This is a genomic window from Pseudomonas spartinae (assembly GCF_965197125.1).
In the GTDB taxonomy this organism is placed as follows: Bacteria; Pseudomonadota; Gammaproteobacteria; order Pseudomonadales; family Pseudomonadaceae; genus Aquipseudomonas; species Aquipseudomonas composti_A.
Genome location: NZ_CBDAMB010000003.1, coordinates 537,035 through 556,928, shown reverse-complemented (window position 1 = coordinate 556,928; position 19,894 = coordinate 537,035). Strand labels below are relative to the sequence as shown.

Here is a 19,894-nt window from a genome sequence, read left to right as displayed (position 1 = left end):
TAGCTGACGAGAAAGGCGCCCTGCGGGGCGCCTTTTTTTCATTGGGCTTTCTGGTTGCCCAGCAGCTCGCGAAAAATATCCTGCGGTAGCGGTTTGCTGAACAGGTAGCCCTGATAGAGGTGGCAACCCTGCGTTTGCAGGAAGTCCAGCTGGTCCTGCTGCTCGACGCCCTCGGCGATCAGTGCCAGGCCCAGGCTGCGGGCCATGGCCACGATGGCGCGAATGATCTCGGCATCATTGGGGTCGCTGGTGGCGTCGCGCACGAATGACTGGTCGATCTTCAGCATGTCCACCGGCAGGCGCTTGAGGTAGGTCAGCGAGCTGTAGCCGGTGCCGAAGTCGTCCATGGCGAAGCTGACGCCATGCTTCTTCAGTCGCAGCATCTTGCCGACGGTGTCGTCGATGTTCTGGATGACGATGCCTTCGGTGATTTCCAGTTTGAGCATGGCGTTGGGCAGCTGGCTGTCGCGCAGACTGCCTGCGACTCGTTCGACGAAGTCGTGCTGGCGGAACTGCCGGGGACTGATGTTGACGCACAGGCTGAAGCGCTCGCCATCGATCAGGTTGTCAGCCAGCAGTCGCGAGCAGAAGTGGCAGGCCTCGACCAGCACCCAGCCACCGACTTCGACGATCAGCCCGCTTTCCTCGAGAACCTGGATGAACTGCGCGGGCGACTGCGGACCCAGTTGCGGATGCTGCCAGCGCAGCAGGGCTTCGGCGCCGACCACCTTGCCATCGCGGGCATCGACCTGGGGCTGGAAGTGCAGCTCGAATTCGCCGCGCGCCAGGGCCAGGCGCAGATCGTTTTCCAGGCGCAGGCGGGCGCTGGCGGCGTCCTGCATGGTGCTGCGAAACAGCTGGATGGCATTACGCCCGGAGTCCTTGGCGCGGTACAGGGCGATATCGGCGCGCTTGAGCAGATCTGCCGGGGTGTTGCCATGGTCGGGAATCAGGGCGACGCCGATGCTCGGGGTGACCTGCAGGCGGTGGCCGTCCAGCAGCATCGGTTCGGCCAGCAGATGGCGCAGCTTTTCGGCGACCTGGCGTACTTGGCGGGTGACTTCCGAGCGTTTGCCCTCCAGACCGGAGAGCAGCACGACGAATTCGTCGCCACCCAGGCGTGCCACGGTGTCCTCCAGGCGTACGCTGGCTTCCAGGCGTGCGGTGACCAGGCGCAACACGGAGTCGCCGACCGGGTGGCCGAGCGAATCGTTGATGTGCTTGAAGTGATCGAGATCGAGGAAGAGCAGGGCGCCGCGCAGGTCGTGGCGCTTGAGCAGGGCGATCTGCTGAGTCAGGCGATCCATCAGCAGGGCGCGGTTGGGCAGGTTGGTCAGCGCATCATGGTAGGCCAGGTGCTGGACCTGTGCCTGGGCTTGCTTGAGCTCGCTGATGTCGCGCGCAGTGAGCAGCAGGCAAGGCACGCCATTGAGTTCGATAGGTTGCACCGAGACTTCGACCAGGCGCACCTCGCCATCGCGGTGCTGACCGTGCATTTCCATGTGCAGCACCTGGCCCTGCTGGGTCAGGTGCTCGATCATGCGTATGCGCTCTTCAGGGTAGGCCCAGATGTTCAGCTCGTGCACCGTGCGGCCGATTACCTCCGCGCTCTGATAGCCGGTAATCCGGGTAAAGCCTTCGTTGATCTCGATATAGCGGCCGCTATCACGCTCGGTGATGGTGATGGCATCGGGGCTGGAGTGGAAGGCTTTGGCGAACTTCTCTTCCGAGGCCTGCAGGCGCTGTTCGCGCAGCACCCGCTCGCTGATATCGACCAGCGTACCGACCATGCGCAGCGGCTGGCCGGCATCGTCGAGTTGCAGCTTGGCGGTGCTCTCGAGAAAACGCAGGCCGCCATCTTCCCGCAGGACCCGATAGGTCACCTGATAGTGGCTGCGGCGCTGCTCGACCAATTGTTGGTAGCTCTGGCGCAGGCCGCGCCGATCGTCCATCGGCACCTGGCGGAAGAAGTCGAGAAAGGCACCCTCGAATGGTAGCGACTCCAGGCCCTGCAGCTGTGACGCCCGAGCACTGGCGAACAGTCGGTTACTGGGAATGTGCCAGTCCCAGGTGCCCAGGTCGGCGGACTCCAGGGCCAGGCGCAGGCGCTGCTTGCTCTCACTGAGCGCCTGCTCCTGCGCGCGTTGCTCGGTGATGTTGCGCACGGTGAGTACCAGGTAGCTGGTGCCGTTCAGTTCGATCTCGCCTCCGAACAACAGGTTGGTGGTGACCCTGCCGTCGCGACTGAACAGGCGTACTTCGAGGTTGTTCAGGCGTCCGCTCTGCAGCGCTTCGAGCATGCGCTGGCGGTCATTCGGGTCCGCCCAGACGCCCAGCTCGAGGGAGGTGCGGCCCACGGCTTCGGCGCTGCTCCAGCCAAATTGCTGTTCGAAACTGGGGTTGACCTCAATGAAGCGGCCCGTCACACGGTCGGTGATGGATATCGCGTCAGGGGTGTGCATGAAGGCCTTGGCGAATTTTTCCTCACTGGCGCGCAGCGCGTTTTCTGCCCGCTTGCGCTCGCTGGTGTCGAGGAAGGTGCAGAGCATCAGGCGATCACCCTGCAGTTCGATGTACTGGCTCGACAGGATGCCGTCGAGAATCACCCCGCTGCGTGTGCGTAGCTGGACTTCCTGGATCACCGGTTCGCGGCTCTGCGGCGCCTGCTCGCGCAACTGGTTGCGCTGGCTGGTGTGCACCCAGAGGTTCAGATCGAGGGTAGGGCGGCCGAGAATTTCGCTGGCCGTCCAGCCGAAGGCCTGGGTGAAGTGCTGGTTGACCTCGATGATCTCGCTGTCGTCGTAACGTACCAGCATCATGATGTCGGGGCTCAGGCGGAACAGGCTGGCGAAGCGCTCCTCGGAGGCGCGCAGGGCGTCGGCACGTTCCTGCTGGGCGCTGATGTCGCGGATCACGCCGAACATGCGCGGGCGGCCGTCGGCCTCGCGTTGCAGGCTGCCGGTGATCTCCAGCCAGTGCAGGCTACCATCCGGCCAGCGGATGCGATGGCGCAGGGCGTTGGCGATCTGCTCGCCCTTGAGGATGGCGTTGAATTTGGCCAGAACCTCGGCGCGTTCCTCTTCGGGGATCAGTTCGATGTAATGCAGTTCGCGCGTCATCGGGCGATTGGGGTCCAGCCCGAACAGGGCCTGGGCGCCGCGAGACCAGCTGACCTGGCCGCTGCGAATGTCCCAGTACCAGGTGCCGAGCTGGGCGCCATTCAGTGCCGCTAGCAGACGCGGCGCGTCCTGCCAGGTCTGCTCGAATTCGGCGGGATCCATCGCCGGTATATGTGGTAGGGGTGGGGTCTGGTCAGTCGATCTGGACATGGCCGAACCTTCCTCAGGAGTGCGCGGTGCGCGGGGCGGGCATTAATGGCATGTAGACATTTTCTTATCGTTGTAACGCCACGTTAGTCGCAGGTTGGTCGCCTATGCAAGATCGTCCCGCTGGCTATCGAGCAGATCCATGAATGCGCGTGCGGCATTCGAGAGCGTGCGCTCGGTATGCAGGATGTAGCCCAGCTGGCGGGTCAGCTGGATGCCCGGTATCGGCAGGCGGGCGACCTGCTCGTCGAGCATGGTGCGCGGCAGCACGCTCCAGGCCAGGCCGATGGACACCATCATCTTGATGGTTTCCAGGTAGTTGGTGCTCATGGCGATGTTGGGCGTCAGGCCCTGGGCTTCGAACAGGCGCTGGACGATGTGGTGGGTGAAGGTGTTGCCGCCGGGGAAGACGGCCGGGTGCTGTGCGACATCGGCCAGGCTGATTGCCTGGCTACGCGCCAGCGGATGTTCCGGTGCGGCGACGAAATCCAGCGGGTCGTCCCATACCGCGGTGGCGCGAATGGGGTCACGGGTTTCCGGGGCGAGGGTGATTACCGCCAGTTCGGCGCGGCCATGCAGCACTTCTTCATACGCCACCTCCGAGTCGAGAAACTGGATGTCCAGCGCCACCTGCGGGTGAGCGCGGGTGAAGGCACGCAGCAGGGCAGGCAGGCGGTGCAGGCCGATATGGTGGCTGGTCGCCAGGGTCAGGCGGCCGCTGACCTCGCCGGACAGGTTGGTCAGCGCGCGGCGGGTGTCGTCCAGTACATTGAGGATCTGGTAGGCGCGTGGCAGCAGGGCGCGGCCGGCTTGGGTCAGGCCGATCTCCCGACCGAGGCGGTCGAACAGGCGTACACCCAGCTGCTGTTCCAGGCCGGCGATGCGCTTGCTGACGGCGGGCTGGGTCAGATGCAGGCGCTCGCCCGCTTCGGAAAAGCTGCCCGTCTCGGCGATAGCGATGAAGGCATTGAGGTTGGCCAGATCCATGGGGCGCTCCGGGTAAGGGATGATGCACCGAGCATACATTCCTCCGTGGAATCCTTTGAATAAAAAATATGAATTTGAGTTATTTCGTGCCCGGCCATAGCATTCTCCCCATAAGCCGAAGGGCCATTTTTTCGCCCAGGCATAGAAAAGCGCACTTCTGACGCCGCGCGGTGATAACGCAGGCAGTTTCCAGAGGTGCTCAAAAGGCGCTGATGAGGTAAGGCTGATGACTGGCAAGACGCTCTACGACAAGCTCTGGGAAATGCACGAAGTGAAACGTCGTGACGACGGTTCCTCGTTGATCTACATCGATCGTCACATCCTCCATGAAGTGACCTCGCCGCAGGCATTCGAAGGGCTGCGTCTGGCCGGGCGTAAGCCGTGGCGCATCGACGCCAACATCGCCACTCCCGATCATAACGTGCCGACCACCAAGGCCGAGCGTCAGGGTGGCCTCGAAGCCATCGCCGACGAGGTCTCGCGTATCCAGGTGCAGACCCTCGACGAGAACTGCGACGACTTCGGCATCCTCGAGTTCAAGATGAACGACGTGCGCCAGGGCATCGTTCACGTGGTCGGCCCGGAGCAGGGCGCCACGCTGCCGGGCATGACCGTGGTCTGTGGCGACTCGCACACCTCCACCCATGGCGCCTTCGGTGCGCTGGCCCATGGCATCGGCACCTCGGAAGTCGAGCACGTGCTCGCTACCCAGTGCCTGGTGGCCAAGAAGATGAAGAACATGCAGGTGCGTGTCGAAGGCAAGTTGCCATTCGGCGTCACCGCCAAGGACATCGTCCTGGCCGTGATCGGCAAGATCGGCACCGCCGGTGGTAACGGTCATGCGCTGGAATTCGCCGGCAGCGCAATCCGCGACCTGTCGCTGGAAGGGCGCATGACCATCTGCAACATGTCCATCGAGGCCGGTGCCCGTGTGGGCCTGGTGGCGGTGGACGAGAAAACCATCGCCTACGTCAAGGATCGCCCGTTCGCGCCCAAGGGCAGCGACTGGGACAAGGCCGTGGCGCAGTGGCAGAACCTGGTGTCCGACGCCGATGCGCTGTTCGACACCGTGGTCGAGCTCAAGGCCGAAGACATCAAGCCGCAGGTCAGCTGGGGCACCTCGCCGGAGATGGTGCTGGCCGTTGACCAGAACGTGCCGGATCCGGCCGTAGAAGCCGACCCGGTGAAGAAGGACTCGATCACCCGTGCGCTGAAGTACATGGGCCTCTCCGCCAACCAGCCGATCACCGATATCCAGCTGGATCGCGTGTTCATCGGCTCGTGCACCAACTCGCGCATCGAAGACCTGCGCGCTGCTGCCGAGGTGGCCAAGGGCCGCAAGGTCGCCGCGACCGTCAAGCAGGCGCTGGTGGTGCCAGGCTCCGGTCTGGTCAAGGCGCAGGCCGAGGCCGAAGGGCTGGACAAGATCTTTATCGAGGCCGGTTTCGAATGGCGTGAGCCGGGCTGCTCCATGTGCCTGGCGATGAACCCGGACAAGCTCGGCAGTGGCGAGCATTGCGCCTCGACCTCCAACCGCAACTTCGAAGGCCGTCAGGGCGCCGGTGGTCGCACCCACCTGGTGAGCCCGGCCATGGCTGCCGCTGCTGCGGTGACCGGTCGTTTCATCGACGTTCGCGAATTGATCCAGGCCTGAGGAGACCGCACATGAAAGCTTTCACCCAACACACCGGCGTGGTCTGCCCGCTCGATCGCGCCAACGTCGACACCGACCAGATCATTCCCAAGCAGTTCTTGAAATCGATCAAGCGCACCGGCTTCGGCCCCAACCTGTTCGATGAGTGGCGCTACCTGGATGTCGGTCAGCCGAACCAGGACAACTCCAAGCGTCCGATCAACCAGGATTTCGTGCTGAATTTCCCGCGCTATCAGGGCGCCAGTGTGCTGCTGGCCCGTGAGAATTTCGGCTGTGGCTCCTCGCGCGAGCACGCACCGTGGGCGCTGGACGAGTACGGCTTCCGTACCGTGATCGCACCGAGCTTCGCCGACATCTTCTACAACAACAGCTTCAAGAACGGCCTGCTGCCGATCATCCTCAAGGATGAAGAGGTCGATGCGCTGTTCGAGCAGGCCGAGGCCACCGAGGGTTACCAGCTGACCGTCGACCTCGAGGCGCAGACCGTGACTCGCCCCGATGGCGTGCAGTACAGCTTCGAGGTCGATGCCTTCCGCAAGCACTGTCTGCTCAATGGTCTGGACGACATCGGTCTGACCCTGCAGGATCAGGAAGCGATCAAGTCCTTCGAGGCCCAATACCAGCAGAGCAGCCCCTGGCTGTTCGGCGCGATCAAGTAATACATCAGGGTAGGCTGGAGGGTGCTTTATCCATCCAGTGTGCCGGGTTGCGGTGGATGAAAATAGCGTCATCCACCCTGCGGATAGATTGAGGAATGCAATGAGCAAGCAGATTCTGGTTCTCCCAGGTGATGGTATCGGCCCGGAAATCATGGCCGAGGCGGTCAAGGTGCTGAACCTGGCCAACGACAAGTACGCCCTGGGTTTCGAGCTGAGCTTCGATGATCTGGGTGGCGCCGCCATCGATCGCTATGGCGTGCCGCTGGCCGACGAGACCCTGGCCCGCGCCAAGGCTGCCGATGCCGTACTGCTGGGTGCCGTTGGCGGGCCGAAGTGGGACACCATCGATCCGGCCATCCGCCCCGAGCGCGGGCTGCTGAAGATCCGCTCGCAGCTGGGCCTGTTCGGCAACCTGCGTCCGGCCATCCTCTATCCGCAACTGGCCGAGGCCTCCAGCCTCAAGCCGGAAGTGGTCGCCGGCCTGGACATCCTCATCGTCCGCGAGCTGACTGGTGGTATCTACTTCGGTCAGCCGCGCGAGAGCAAGGTGCTGGAAAACGGCGAGCGCATGGCCTACGACACCCTGCCGTACAGCGAGAGCGAAATTCGCCGTATCGCCAAGGTCGGTTTCGACATGGCCCGCGTGCGCGGCAAGAAGCTGTGCTCGGTGGACAAGGCCAACGTGCTGGCATCCAGTCAGCTGTGGCGCGCCGTGGTCGAAGAGGTCGCCAAGGACTATCCGGACGTCGAACTGAGCCACATGTACGTCGATAACGCCGCCATGCAACTGGTGCGCGCACCCAAGCAATTCGACGTGATGGTCACCGACAACATGTTTGGTGACATTTTATCCGACGAAGCGTCGATGCTGACCGGTTCCATCGGCATGCTGCCGTCGGCATCCTTGGACGCCAACAACAAGGGCATGTACGAGCCGTGTCATGGCTCTGCGCCGGACATCGCCGGCAAGGGCATCGCCAACCCGCTGGCCACCATTCTCTCGGTATCCATGATGCTGCGTTACAGCTTCGGCCAGGTGGCCGCTGCCTATGCCATCGAGAAAGCCGTGAGCCTGGTGCTGGATCAGGGGCTGCGTACTGGTGATATCTGGTCCGAAGGCAAGAGCCGCGTCGGTACCGCTGCCATGGGTGATGCAGTAGTCGAAGCACTGCGTAGTCTGTAATCTTCCCAGCCCCGCCGGGGTGGTTCCGGCGGGCTGTTTATATAGGTGTAGTCGTTATGAAACGTGTAGGTCTGATCGGTTGGCGTGGCATGGTCGGTTCCGTGCTCATGCAGCGCATGCTGGAAGAGCGGGACTTCGACCTGATCGAGCCGGTGTTCTTCACCACCTCCAATGTCGGCGGCCAAGGCCCGGCCATTGGCAAGGACATCGCTGCGCTGAAAGATGCCTACAGCATTGATGACCTGAAAGGTCTGGATGTGATCCTGACCTGCCAGGGTGGCGACTACACCAATGAAGTCTTCCCCAAGCTGCGTGAAGCCGGTTGGCAGGGCTACTGGATCGATGCTGCCTCCAGCCTGCGCATGGATGACGAGTCGGTGATCGTGCTCGATCCGGTCAACCGCAAGGTGATCGATCAGGCGCTGGACGCCGGTACCAAGAACTACATCGGCGGCAACTGCACCGTCAGCCTGATGCTGATGGCCCTTGGCGGTCTGTACGAAGCCGGGCTGGTGGAGTGGATGAGTGCCATGACCTACCAGGCCGCTTCTGGCGCTGGTGCGCAGAACATGCGCGAACTGATCAAGCAGATGGGCGCGATCAATGGCGTCGTCGCTGATGAGCTGGCCGACCCGGCCAGTGCCATCCTCGACATCGATCGTAAGGTCGCCGAAGCCATGCGTGGCGAAAGCTTCCCGGTGGACAACTTCGGCGTGCCGCTGGCCGGCAGTCTGATCCCCTACATCGACAAGGAGCTGCCGAACGGGCAGAGCCGCGAAGAGTGGAAGGCCCAGGCCGAGACCAACAAGATCCTCGGTCGCTTCAAGAGCCCGATCCCGGTCGATGGTATCTGCGTGCGCATCGGCGCCATGCGTTGCCACAGCCAGGCACTGACCATCAAGCTGAACAAGGATGTGCCGATGGCCGATATCGAAGGCCTGATCAGTCAGCACAATCCCTGGGTCAAGCTGGTGCCGAACCATCGCGAAGATTCCATCCGCGATCTTGGCCCGACTGCCGTGACCGGCACCCTCAGCGTTCCGGTCGGCCGTCTGCGCAAGCTCAACATGGGTTCGCAGTACCTGGGCGCGTTCACCGTGGGTGACCAGCTGCTGTGGGGCGCTGCCGAGCCGCTGCGCCGTATGCTGCGGATTCTGCTGGAGCGCTAAGCGCGGCGGTCGCATCCCGAGTCAAGCCAAGCCCTTCTACTTCGGTAGAGGGGCTTTGTCTTTTCTGGGGTATCCAAGTCGATTGCCTGGGCGAGGGGGCGCGGTTACAGTGCCGCTCCTTCTGCGTCACAGGTGCCCTCCATGAGTCAGTCCATCAATGTTGCCCTGATCGGCGCTACCGGTAGCGTCGGTGAAGCGCTGGTCGAACTGCTAGAAGAGCGCGAGTTTCCACTCAAGGACCTGCACCTGCTTGCGAGCAGCGAGTCGGCAGGTCAGAGCCTGTCGTTTCGGGGGCGCCAGGTACGGGTTCGCTCGCTGGATGCATTCGATTTTGCCCAGGTGCAATTGGCGTTCTTCGCCGCAGGGGGCGAGGTCACGCGCACTTATCGTGAGCGGGCGCTTGCTGCAGGGTGCTGCCTTGTCGATCTGAGCGGCGCCTTGTCACTGGATCAGGCGCCTTGTGTGATGCCCGAGCTTGGTGTTGAAGGGCTGCCGGCATTGAGCAAGCCCTGGTGCGTCAGTGCACCTACGCCTTCTGCGGTTGCCTGCGCGTTGGTGTTGGCGACACTGAAGCCTGCGCTGCGGCCGCAGCAATTGCAGGTAACCGCCATGTTGTCGATCTCCACCCTGGGGCGCATTGGTGTACAGGAGTTGGCGCGGCAAACTGCAGAGCTGCTCAATGCTCGCCCGCTGGAGCCGAAAACGGTAGATCGGCAGATTGCCTTCAACCTGCTGGCGCAGGTCGGTGAGGTTGACGATCAGGGGCATGCCCAACTGGAGAAGCGTCTGGCGGCCGAGTTACAGCAATTGTTGGGTTTGCCTGAGCTTTCGGTGGCGGCAACCTGCGCATTGGTGCCGGTGTTCTTCGGTGACAGCCTGGCAGTTGCCGTACAGGGCGATGCGGATATCGATTTGCTCGCGGTACGCAAGTTGCTCGAAGCGGCGCAGGGCATCGAGCTGGTCGAGGCGGGTGACTACCCGACGGCAGTTGGCGATGCAGTGGGTCAGGATCAGGTCTATGTTGGGCGTGTTCGTCGTGGCGTGAGCGATTCAAAGCAACTCAATTTGTGGATTGCGTCTGATAATGTAAGAAAAGGCGCTGCCTTGAATGCTGTGCAAATAGCGGAGTTATTGATAAAACACTATCTGTAAAAGATACTTACCTAGAAATTTGAAGAATCTTTCTAGCTTGGCAATACTGGCTGAGTTGATTGCTGAATGGGGAGCCGCTCTTGGAGCGGAGGCAGGCAGCAGTTATCAAGACCTTCTCGCATGCCGAGAAAAAAGATAAAACAAGGGATAACGCTATGGTTCGGGTTCGCAAACTGGTGCTGGCAATCGCAGCTGCTTCCGCGCTGTCTTCCGGTATGGCGCATGCGCTGGGGTTGGGTGAAGTTACCCTGCAATCGTCGCTGAATCAGCCGTTGGTAGCGGAAATCGAATTGCTGGAGGTGCGTGACCTGGCCTCGAATGAGGTGATTCCGAGTCTCGCGTCTCCTGAAGAGTTCGTCAAAGCTGGTGTAGATCGCCAGTACTTCCTGACCGACCTCAAGTTCACTCCCGTCCTGAAGCCCAACGGCAAGAGCGTGATTCGCGTCACCTCGAGCAAGGCTGTCCGCGAACCCTACCTCAACTTCCTGGTGGAAGTGCTCTGGCCGAATGGACGGTTGCTGCGTGAGTACACGCTGCTGCTCGATCCGCCGCTTTATTCTCCGCAAACTACCGTTGCCGCTGCGCCGCAGTTGCCGATCGCCGCGCCTGCGCCGCGCCCCTCTGCAGCTCCGGCAGCGCCACGCAGTGCTGCACCAGCCGCCGCACCGCGCCCGGTCGCTCCGGCACCGGCATCGCGCGCCATTTCCGGTAACGAGTACAAAACCACTGCCAACGACACGCTGTGGGAGATCGCTCAGCGCGTCGGCGGCGGTTCGATCAATCAGACCATGCTGGCCATTCAGGACCTGAATCCTGATGCCTTCATCGGGGGAAACATCAACCGCATGAAGAGCGGTCAGGTGCTGCGCCTGCCGGATGAACAGCAGGTTCGTAGCCGCAGCAACGCTGAAGCCATCGCTCAGGTTGCCGAACAGAACGCCGCTTGGCGCGAAGGTCGTGCCGTCGCTTCGCGTCAGCTGGATGCCACTCGCCGCACTGCGGCCGGCGCCGCACCTGCGACCGCCGAGGCGGGTGACAGCCTCAAGCTGGTTGCCGCCGAGGCGGGTCAATCCACACGCGGTAGCGATACTGGTTCGACCAACAGCAAGGCGCTGGCAGACAAGCTCGCAGTCACTCAGGAAAGCCTGGATTCGACGCGCCGCGAAAATGCCGAATTGCAAAGCCGCGTCAGTGATCTGCAAAGTCAGCTGGACAAGCTGCAGCGACTGGTTGAGCTGAAAGATAGCCAGATGGCTAAGTTGCAGGCGGATCTGTCCGCGGCTCCAGCGGCAACGCCAGCTGAAGAGCCCGCAGCGGAAACTCCCGCGGAGCAAGCTCCGGCAGCGGCACCTGAGGTTGCGCCGCCTGCGACGGAGGCGGCAACGCCGCCCACTACGCCGCCTGAGGAGGCGGCGCCTGATTACAATTATTCCGAGGAACCGGCTGCGCCTGTCGAAGACAGCGCCGCCGCCACCGAACAGCCGGCCAGTGAGCCGGCTGCTGCCGTTGAGCCTGCTGCCCCGGCCAAGCCAGCTGAAGAAACCAAGCCTGCTGCCCCGGCACCAGCGCCGGCTCCAGCCCCGCAGAGCTTTATCGATGATCTGATGGCCAATCCCATGACTCTGGGGTTGGCTGGCGGTGGCGTGCTTCTGTTGCTGCTGGTGGGGCTGATGGCGCTGTCGCGTCGCAACGCCATGAAGGAGGCCGAGCTGCAAGATGAGCTGGCCGATGATCTGTCGCAGGATCAGGCGTTCGCTTCCGATCTGGACATGCCTGAAGACAGCTTCGCCGGCCTCGATGATGAGCCAGCCCATGCCGCTCAGACTGCCGGTGAAGAACGCGTTACGGCGCAGACGGGAGACGCGCTGGGCGAGGCGGACATCTACATCGCCTACGGTCGCTTCAATCAGGCTGCGGAACTGCTGCAGAACGCGATCAACGACGAACCGCATCGTGCTGATCTGCGTCTGAAGCTGATGGAAGTCTACGCCGAGCTGGGTGATCGCGAAGGCTTCGCACGTCAGGACAATGAGCTGCGTGAAATCGGTGGTGTGAATGCCGAGGCCGAGCAGCTGAAATCCAAGTACCCGGCTATTGCCGCCTTTGCCGGTGGTGCTGGCGCCGTAGCTGCCGCTGCGGCCGCCGATGACGACATGAGCGAGTTCAGCCTGGATGATCTCAGTCTGGATGAGCCTGCAGCCGAAGCGCCTGCGTCCAATGATGGTGACCTGGATGACGCCTTCGACCTCAGCCTTGATGATCTCGAGGCCGACCTGGAGAGTGATCTTCAGTCTGCCAAGGCTGAAGAAGCGCCTCTTTCGCTGGAAGATGATCTGGACTTTGGCCTGGTCGACGAGCCCGCTGCTCCGGCCGCTGCCTCCGATGACGATCTGAGCTTCGATCTGGCGCTGGATGATGACAAGGTCGAGTTGTCGCAGCCTGCCGATGACCTGTCCGCGTTCAGCCTGGATCTGGATGAGCCGGCTGCGACTTCCAGCGACGAAGCCGATGACTTCCTGCTGAGCCTCGACGATGAGGCGCCGCTGAGCCCGCCCGCCAATGACCTGTCCGATCTGGGCCTTGATCTGCCGGAAGAAACCCCGGCTGCCGATCTTGATCTGCCGGCTGACTTCGACCTGTCGCTCGAAGACGAAGCCCCGGCGCAGGCGGATGTAGAGCCAGGCAGCTTCGCCGCGCAGCTGGATGAAGTGAGCGCCGAGCTGGATCAGCTGTCGACTGACTTCGAGGAGCCGCAGAGCGCTCCGCTGGCGCCGGTCGATGGTCTGTCCAGCGAGCTCGAAGGTGACGATGACTTCGACTTCCTCTCCGGCACCGATGAGACCGCGACCAAGCTCGACCTGGCGCGTGCCTACATCGACATGGGTGATACCGAGGGCGCACGCGATATTCTCGATGAGGTCATGGCCGAGGGTAGCGACATGCAGCAGCAAGAAGCTCGCGAGATGATTTCCAAGTTGGTTTGATCGATTCCATGTCTGAAGCAGTACCTGTAGCGGCCGCCGAAATGGCGGCCGCTGGCTTTTCCAGAGTTGCCCTTGGTCTTGAATACCGGGGTGCGCGTTATTGCGGCTTTCAGCGTCAGCGTGGCAATGTCGCGTCTATTCAGGGTTGCCTGGAGGACGCGCTGTCCAAGGTGGCGGGTGGGGCGCCAGTCAATATCCACTGTGCGGGGAGAACCGATTCATCGGTGCATGCCAGTGGCCAGGTGGTGCATTTCGACACCTGCGTAGAGCGGCCGCTACATGCCTGGATCATGGGGGCCAATCTGAACCTGCCCAAGGACATCAGCGTGACCTGGGCCAAGGTGATGCCGGCGCATTTTCATGCGCGCTTCAGTGCCATGGCCCGGCGCTATCGCTACGTGATCTACAGTGATCCGATTCGCCCGGCGCACATGGCCGAAGAGGTGACCTGGAATCATCGGCCGCTGGATGTGGCGCGCATGCGTGAAGCAGCCCGAGCGCTGGTCGGCACCCATGATTTCAGCTCGTTCCGCGCCGGTCAGTGCCAGGCCAAGTCGCCGATCAAAACCGTGCACCACCTGGAAGTGATCGAGCACGGTTGTTTCATCGTGCTGGATATTCGCGCCAACGCCTTCCTGCACCACATGGTGCGCAACATCGCCGGTGTGTTGATGGCCATTGGCGCGGGCGAACGGCCAGTTGAGTGGATCGGCGAAGTGCTGGCGCGCGCGGAGCGCCGCAGTGGTGGCGTGACCGCTCATCCTTATGGGCTCTATCTGGTGCAGGTGGAGTACCCGGAGGAGTTCGACCTGCCGTCACGTTATCTCGGCCCGCATTTTCTCTCCGGTCTCGCGGATGTGCGGCGGGGCTGAGCCTTTGTTACCATCCGGCGCTCGACATACAAGGGTGTGAAACGAATGCGCGTGCGCAGCAAGATTTGCGGCATTACCCGGGTAGGGGACGCGCTGGCCGCTGTAGAGGCGGGCGCCGACGCCATCGGCCTGGTGTTCTACGCCAAGAGCCCGCGTGCCGTCAGCGTCGAGCAGGCCCTTGCGATCGTTCGGGCCCTGCCGCCGTTCGTGACCTGCGTCGGTCTGTTCGTCGACATGCCGCGTGAAGCCCTGCGGGCTGTGTTGCAGCAGGTGCCGCTGGATCTCCTGCAGTTCCATGGTGACGAGTCGCCCGCTGATTGCGAAGGCTACGCCCGTCCCTATATCAAGGCGCTGCGTGTGCGCCCCGGTGAGGACGTGGCGACCCTGATGGCGCCCTACGCTGGTGCACGAGGCATCTTGCTCGACACTTTCGTGGAAGGCGTGCCTGGTGGCACTGGCGCCGCTTTCGACTGGTCGCTGGTGCCGCAGGACTCTGGCAGGCCCATCGTTCTGGCCGGTGGTCTCGATGCCGGCAATGTCGCGGCGGCGATTCGCCAGGTCAGACCTTATGCTGTCGACGTCAGCGGCGGGGTCGAGGCCAGTAAAGGCATAAAGGATGCAGACAAGATTCACGCATTCGTGCAGGCGGTGCGTGACACGCAATGTGACGGCGATTGAGGCGGGGCCGTCAATTAGCCTGTCACGCCGCCATGGCCCGCTGCGACGGGTGCTGGATGCGGCAGAGAAAAATTGCTGGAGATGGACGTTTCATGACGAGGCGTTCATCCGAACCAACGGTTATGGAGAAATGACAGCATGAGCAACTGGTTGGTAGACAAACTCATTCCCTCGATCATGCGTTCCGAGGCGAAGAAGAGCTCTGTACCCGAGGGCCTGTGGCACAAATGTCCGTCCTGTGATGCTGTGCTCTATCGTCCTGAGCTGGAAAAGACGCTCGACGTCTGCCCCAAGTGCAATCACCACATGCGTATCGGTGCTCGCGCTCGCATCGACCTGTTCCTCGATGCCGATGGTCGTGAGGAGATTGGCGCCGACCTGGAGCCGGTTGATCGCCTGAAGTTCCGCGACAGCAAGAAGTACAAGGATCGCCTGGCTGGTGCGCAGAAGCAGACCGGCGAGAAGGACGCGCTGATCTCCATGAGCGGTACCCTCGAGGGCATGCCGATCGCGGTTTGCGCGTTCGAGTTCTCCTTCATGGGTGGCTCCATGGGCGCCATCGTCGGCGAGCGTTTCGTCCAGGCGGCCAACGTCGCACTGGAGAAGCGTTGCCCACTGGTGTGCTTCTCCGCTTCTGGCGGTGCGCGCATGCAGGAAGCGCTGATTTCCCTGATGCAGATGGCCAAGACTTCCGCCGCTCTGGCGCGTTTGCGTGAAGAAGGCCTGCCGTTCATCTCCGTGCTGACCGACCCTGTATATGGCGGCGTTTCCGCCAGTCTGGCAATGCTCGGTGACGTCATCGTCGCCGAGCCGAAGGCGCTGATCGGTTTCGCAGGTCCGCGCGTGATCGAGCAGACCGTGCGCGAGAAGCTGCCGGAAGGCTTCCAGCGCAGCGAGTTCCTGCTGGAGCATGGCGCGATCGACATGATCATCTCGCGCAGCGAGCTGCGTCCGCGCCTGGCGCGTCTGCTCGCGCAGATGATGAACCGCCCCTCTCCGGTTTTCCTGCCGGCCACTGCATGACCGCACGTAGCCTGGGCGAGTGGCTCGCCTACCTCGAGCAGTTGCATCCCACGGCCATTGAAATGGGCCTGGAGCGCTCGCGCGAGGTGGCGCGGCGCCTGGGGCTGGGCAAGCCTGCGCCGCTGGTGGTCACGGTCACCGGCACCAACGGCAAGGGTTCTACATGTGCCTTTCTCGCCAGCCTGATCGCTGCCCAGGGGCAGCGCGTCGGCGTTTACAGTTCTCCTCATCTGCTGCGCTATAACGAGCGCGTGCTCGTGGATGGCTGTGAAGCCAGCGACGAAGAGCTGTGCCAGGCCTTTGCCGCGGTCGAGGCTGCGCGTGGCGAGATTTCCCTGACCTATTTCGAGATGGGCACGCTGGCGGCCTTCTGGTTGTTCGAGCGTGCTCAGCTCGACGCCGTGGTGCTCGAAGTCGGCCTGGGTGGGCGCCTGGATGCGGTGAACCTGGTCGATGCCGATCTGGCACTGATCACCAGTATTGGTCTGGACCACGCTGACTGGCTGGGCGATACCCGTGAGTCGGTCGCCTTCGAAAAAGCCGGGATCATGCGCTTCGGCAAGCCGGCGTTGTGTGGTGATCTCGACCCTCCGCAGCCATTGCTGGGGCAGGCGGCGACGTTGGACACACCTCTGTTCCTGCGTGGGCGCGACTATGACCTGAGCGTGGGCGCGCAGGACTGGTCCTGGCATGGGCTCGACGAGCGCGGTTGCATGCTGCGATTGCAGCAGCTACCGCTTCTCGACCTGCCGATGGAAAACGCCGCTCTGGCGTTGCAGGCTTACGCACTGCTGCCGCTGCCCTGGGATCACCAGCAGATCGTTCAGGCCCTGCTCGCCACTCGCGTGGTGGGTCGGCTGGATCGCCGCACGCTGAACTGGCGAGGCAAGTCGCTCACGCTGTTGCTCGATGTTGGGCATAATCCCCATGCGGCCGACTACCTGGCGCAGCGTCTGGAGAGTCGTCCATTGAGCGGAAAGCGCTGGGCGGTGTTCGGCTTGCTGGTCGACAAGGATCTGCCTGGTGTCGTGGCACCGTTGTTGAGTCAGGTCGCTGGCTGGGCCGTGGCGCCGCTCGATACACCGCGCTCACGCGACGCCACCGAGGTGGCCGAGCATCTGCGAGGGCAGGGCGCGCAGGTGGTGCTGCACGCGAGCGTGCGTAGCGCGCTGGAGGCGCAGTGCGAGCTGGCTGCTGCGGGTGACGAAATACTGTTGTTCGGATCGTTTTTCTGCGTGGCCGAGGCTCTGGATTGGCTGGCCCGCCCGGCTTGATAAGGGGATTGGGGGATGGCAATGCTGGACAAGGGGCTCAAGCAGCGCATGGTCGGTGCTCTGGTGCTGGTCGCGCTGGCGGTAATATTCGTGCCGATGCTGCTGTCGCGCGAGGACGAGATGCGGCGCGTGGTGGTGGACGCTCCGGCAATGCCGCAGGCGCCGGTCGCTGCCGAAATCGTCGTCGAGCCTGCCGATGTGGTCGAGCCCGAAGCATTGCCGCAGGAGCCTGTGCCGGTCGATGAGATCGAGCCTCAGGTCGTCGAAGTCCCTGAGCAGCCTAAGGCAACTCCGCCGCCTGCTGCTCAGCCGAGCAAGCCCGAGCCGGCCAAGACCGAGCAAGTAGCCAGCGCGACGCCGGCCAAGCCTGACGCACGTCTGGATGCCAACAGCCTGCCGATCAGCTGGTCGGTGCAGCTGGCCAGTCTGTCCAGCCGTAGTGGTGCCGAGAATCTGCAGAAAACCCTGCGCAGCCAGGGCTACAACGCCTATATCCGTACCTTCGATGGCATGAATCGCGTGTTCGTCGGCCCGCTGATCGAGCGCGCCGAGGCCGAGCGCCTGCGTGATCAGCTCAATCGTCAGCACAAGCTCAGCGGTTTTGTGGTGCGCTTTCAGCCTGAAGCGGGTTGAACGTAGGACTTTGCAAAGCCCGGTTACTCCAACCGCCGGGCTCTGCTAAAATGCTCCGCCTTTTCCGCTGGTAGGCCGCACCGTGGTATTCACCTGGGTCGATTGGGCGATCGTCGCCGTCATCGCCATTTCTAGTTTGATCAGTCTCAAGCGCGGCTTCGTCAAAGAAGCACTGTCGCTGCTGACCTGGATCATCGCGGGTGTGGTCGCCTGGATGTTCGGTGGCGCCTTGGCCCAGCATCTCGTCGAATTTATCGAAACGCCTTCTGCACGGGTGATTGCGGCCTGTGCCATTCTCTTCATCGCCACCTTGCTGGTGGGCGCCCTGGTCAATTTCCTGATTGGCGAACTGATCCGTGTGACAGGCTTGTCCGGTACCGACCGTTTTCTCGGCATGGTATTCGGCGCCGCACGCGGTGGCTTGCTGGTCGTGCTGCTGGTCGGCCTGATCAGCCTGGCGCCGGTTGAACAAGATACATGGTGGCAGCAGTCGCAACTGGTGCCGCATTTTCTGATGGTCGCCGACTGGTCGAAGAACCTCATTCTGGGGTGGTCCGATCAGTGGTTTAGCGGTGGAGCGGCTCACCCAGCCGATCTGCTTTAAAAGAGTGGCCGATGCGGATTAACCGCTGCGTCGGTCGCTGAATTAGCCTGAATTATCTAGCAGGGGTCGTGGCACATGTGTGGCATCGTCGGTATCGTCGGTAAATCGAATGTCAATCAGGCGCTGTATGACGGGCTGACCGTCCTCCAGCACCGCGGCCAGGATGCTGCCGGTATTGTCACCAGCCATGATGGTCGCCTGTTCCTGCGCAAGGACAACGGCCTGGTGCGCGATGTCTTCCAGCAGCGCCACATGCAGCGCCTGGTCGGCCACATGGGCATCGGCCACGTGCGCTATCCGACGGCTGGCAGCTCCAGCTCGGCCGAGGCGCAGCCGTTCTACGTCAACTCGCCCTACGGCATCACCCTGGCGCACAACGGCAACCTGACCAACGTCGAGCAGTTGGCCAAGGAGATCTACGAGTCCGACCTGCGCCATGTGAACACCAACTCCGACTCGGAGGTGCTGCTCAACGTGTTTGCCCACGAGCTGGCCCAGCGCGGCAAGCTGCAGCCAACCGAGGAAGACGTGTTCGCCGCCGTCACCCACGTGCATGAGCGCTGTCTGGGTGGTTACGCCGTGGTGGCGATGATCACCGGCTACGGCATCGTCGGCTTCCGCGACCCCAACGGCATTCGCCCGATCGTATTCGGTCAGCGCCACACCGACGAGGGCGTGGAGTACATGATCGCGTCGGAAAGCGTGTCGCTGGACGTACTGGGCTTCACCCTGATTCGCGACCTGGCCCCGGGCGAGGCGGTCTACATCACCGAAGAAGGCAAGCTGTACACCCGTCAGTGCGCGACCGACCCGAAGTACGCGCCGTGCATCTTCGAGCACGTCTACCTGGCGCGCCCGGACTCGATCATGGACGGTATCTCGGTGTACAAGGCGCGTCTGCGCATGGGCGAGAAGCTGGCCGACAAGATCCTGCGCGAGCGTCCGGATCACGACATCGACGTGGTCATCCCGATTCCCGACACCAGCCGCACCGCAGCGCTGGAGCTGGCCAACCACCTCGGCGTGAAATTCCGCGAGGGGTTCGTCAAGAACCGCTACATCGGCCGTACCTTCATCATGCCTGGCCAGGCCGCGCGCAAGAAATCCGTGCGGCAGAAACTCAATGCCATCGAGCTGGAGTTCCGCGGCAAGAACGTGATGCTGGTGGACGACTCGATCGTGCGCGGCACCACCTGCAAGCAGATCATCCAGATGGCTCGCGAGGCGGGTGCGAAGAACGTCTACTTCTGCTCGGCCGCTCCGGCAGTGCGCTACCCGAACGTCTACGGCATCGACATGCCCAGCGCGCATGAGTTGATCGCGCACGGTCGGACCACCGAACAGGTCTGTGAGCTGATCGGTGCCGACTGGCTGGTCTATCAGGATCTGTCTGACCTGATCGAAGCGGTCAGCGGCAGCAAGAAGATCAAGATCGACAACTTCGACTGTGCCGTGTTCGACGGCAAGTACGTGACCGGTGACGTCGACGAGGCCTACCTGGACAGGATCGAGCAGGCGCGCAACGATGCCAGCAAGGCCAAGTCGCAGGCGGTCAGCGCGATCATCGATCTGTACAACAACTGATGCACGGGGGCAGGGGACGCCTGCCCTCGGTCGTAGCCCGGATGCAATCCGGGGGAATGTCACACTGAAGTTCCCGGATTGCGTCCGGGCTACTTATTCGTGAGGTAGAGAG

Annotated in this window: 15 protein-coding genes; 13 read left to right on the top strand and 2 right to left on the bottom strand. The window is 62.6% G+C overall.

What is annotated here, in order from left to right; translation table 11 throughout:
* Positions 1–38: 38 nt before the first annotated feature.
* Entirely contained in the window at positions 39–3,329 is a 3,291-nt protein-coding gene (locus tag ACN8M7_RS10015) for a sensor domain-containing protein (RefSeq protein ID WP_490260647.1), read from the bottom strand.
* Positions 3,330–3,431: 102 nt separating this feature from the next.
* Positions 3,432–4,313 (bottom strand): LysR family transcriptional regulator, encoded by an 882-nt coding sequence (locus ACN8M7_RS10010; protein ID WP_061239010.1) that lies wholly within the window; start codon positions 4,311–4,313, stop codon positions 3,432–3,434.
* A gap of 226 nt (positions 4,314–4,539) precedes the next feature.
* Between ACN8M7_RS10010 and leuC the strand changes: the two genes are divergently transcribed.
* The 13 genes from leuC to purF all read left to right on the top strand — a co-directional run bounded on the left by leuC (position 4,540) and on the right by purF (position 19,782).
* Complete coding sequence (gene leuC, locus ACN8M7_RS10005; RefSeq protein ID WP_490260646.1) at positions 4,540–5,967, top strand: 3-isopropylmalate dehydratase large subunit; 1,428 nt, start codon at positions 4,540–4,542, stop codon at positions 5,965–5,967.
* A gap of 11 nt (positions 5,968–5,978) precedes the next feature.
* Positions 5,979–6,626, top strand: a complete 648-nt coding sequence (leuD, locus tag ACN8M7_RS10000; protein WP_490260645.1) for a 3-isopropylmalate dehydratase small subunit — start codon at positions 5,979–5,981, stop codon at positions 6,624–6,626.
* Positions 6,627–6,726: 100 nt separating this feature from the next.
* A complete protein-coding gene (gene leuB / locus ACN8M7_RS09995; protein WP_490260644.1) occupies positions 6,727–7,809 on the top strand; it encodes a 3-isopropylmalate dehydrogenase in 1,083 nt (360 codons plus the stop codon).
* Between the two features lie 56 nt (positions 7,810–7,865).
* Positions 7,866–8,978: an aspartate-semialdehyde dehydrogenase gene (gene asd / locus ACN8M7_RS09990; protein ID WP_490260643.1), complete on the top strand. Its 1,113-nt coding sequence runs from the start codon at positions 7,866–7,868 to the stop codon at positions 8,976–8,978.
* A gap of 141 nt (positions 8,979–9,119) precedes the next feature.
* Positions 9,120–10,130 (top strand): aspartate-semialdehyde dehydrogenase, encoded by a 1,011-nt coding sequence (locus tag ACN8M7_RS09985; RefSeq protein ID WP_490260642.1) that lies wholly within the window; start codon positions 9,120–9,122, stop codon positions 10,128–10,130.
* A 155-nt stretch (positions 10,131–10,285) separates the two neighbouring features.
* Positions 10,286–13,114: a motility hub landmark protein FimV gene (locus ACN8M7_RS09980; protein ID WP_490260641.1), complete on the top strand. Its 2,829-nt coding sequence runs from the start codon at positions 10,286–10,288 to the stop codon at positions 13,112–13,114.
* Between the two features lie 8 nt (positions 13,115–13,122).
* Positions 13,123–13,986, top strand: a complete 864-nt coding sequence (gene truA, locus ACN8M7_RS09975) for a tRNA pseudouridine(38-40) synthase TruA (protein ID WP_490260640.1) — start codon at positions 13,123–13,125, stop codon at positions 13,984–13,986.
* A 45-nt stretch (positions 13,987–14,031) separates the two neighbouring features.
* Positions 14,032–14,664, top strand: a complete 633-nt coding sequence (locus ACN8M7_RS09970; protein WP_490260639.1) for a phosphoribosylanthranilate isomerase — start codon at positions 14,032–14,034, stop codon at positions 14,662–14,664.
* A gap of 138 nt (positions 14,665–14,802) precedes the next feature.
* On the top strand, positions 14,803–15,687 hold the full coding sequence (gene accD / locus ACN8M7_RS09965; RefSeq protein WP_490260638.1) for an acetyl-CoA carboxylase, carboxyltransferase subunit beta: 885 nt from the start codon (positions 14,803–14,805) through the stop codon (positions 15,685–15,687).
* On the top strand, positions 15,684–16,961 hold the full coding sequence (folC, locus tag ACN8M7_RS09960) for a bifunctional tetrahydrofolate synthase/dihydrofolate synthase (protein WP_490260637.1): 1,278 nt from the start codon (positions 15,684–15,686) through the stop codon (positions 16,959–16,961). Before accD ends, folC begins: the two co-directional genes overlap by 4 nt.
* A 15-nt stretch (positions 16,962–16,976) precedes the next feature.
* Positions 16,977–17,594 carry an SPOR domain-containing protein gene (locus ACN8M7_RS09955; protein WP_061239020.1) on the top strand — a complete coding sequence of 206 codons (618 nt, stop codon included), beginning with the start codon at positions 16,977–16,979 and terminating at the stop codon, positions 17,592–17,594.
* An 82-nt stretch (positions 17,595–17,676) separates the two neighbouring features.
* Positions 17,677–18,198 (top strand): CvpA family protein, encoded by a 522-nt coding sequence (locus tag ACN8M7_RS09950; protein WP_490260636.1) that lies wholly within the window; start codon positions 17,677–17,679, stop codon positions 18,196–18,198.
* 75 nt (positions 18,199–18,273) lie between these two features.
* Complete coding sequence (purF, locus tag ACN8M7_RS09945; protein ID WP_061239022.1) at positions 18,274–19,782, top strand: amidophosphoribosyltransferase; 1,509 nt, start codon at positions 18,274–18,276, stop codon at positions 19,780–19,782.
* The last annotated feature ends 112 nt before the right edge of the window (positions 19,783–19,894 follow it).

Bases quoted from the DNA above. Each gene is read 5' to 3' on its own strand.
- ACN8M7_RS10015 (WP_490260647.1), bottom strand. From the start codon at position 3,329: ATGTCCAGATCGACTGACCAGACCCCACCCCTACCACATATACCGGCG.
- ACN8M7_RS10010 (WP_061239010.1), bottom strand. From the start codon at position 4,313: ATGGATCTGGCCAACCTCAATGCCTTCATCGCTATCGCCGAGACGGGC.
- leuC (WP_490260646.1), top strand. From the start codon at position 4,540: ATGACTGGCAAGACGCTCTACGACAAGCTCTGGGAAATGCACGAAGTG.
- leuD (WP_490260645.1), top strand. From the start codon at position 5,979: ATGAAAGCTTTCACCCAACACACCGGCGTGGTCTGCCCGCTCGATCGC.
- leuB (WP_490260644.1), top strand. From the start codon at position 6,727: ATGAGCAAGCAGATTCTGGTTCTCCCAGGTGATGGTATCGGCCCGGAA.
- asd (WP_490260643.1), top strand. From the start codon at position 7,866: ATGAAACGTGTAGGTCTGATCGGTTGGCGTGGCATGGTCGGTTCCGTG.
- ACN8M7_RS09985 (WP_490260642.1), top strand. From the start codon at position 9,120: ATGAGTCAGTCCATCAATGTTGCCCTGATCGGCGCTACCGGTAGCGTC.
- ACN8M7_RS09980 (WP_490260641.1), top strand. From the start codon at position 10,286: ATGGTTCGGGTTCGCAAACTGGTGCTGGCAATCGCAGCTGCTTCCGCG.
- truA (WP_490260640.1), top strand. From the start codon at position 13,123: ATGTCTGAAGCAGTACCTGTAGCGGCCGCCGAAATGGCGGCCGCTGGC.
- ACN8M7_RS09970 (WP_490260639.1), top strand. From the start codon at position 14,032: ATGCGCGTGCGCAGCAAGATTTGCGGCATTACCCGGGTAGGGGACGCG.
- accD (WP_490260638.1), top strand. From the start codon at position 14,803: ATGAGCAACTGGTTGGTAGACAAACTCATTCCCTCGATCATGCGTTCC.
- folC (WP_490260637.1), top strand. From the start codon at position 15,684: ATGACCGCACGTAGCCTGGGCGAGTGGCTCGCCTACCTCGAGCAGTTG.
- ACN8M7_RS09955 (WP_061239020.1), top strand. From the start codon at position 16,977: ATGGCAATGCTGGACAAGGGGCTCAAGCAGCGCATGGTCGGTGCTCTG.
- purF (WP_061239022.1), top strand. From the start codon at position 18,274: ATGTGTGGCATCGTCGGTATCGTCGGTAAATCGAATGTCAATCAGGCG.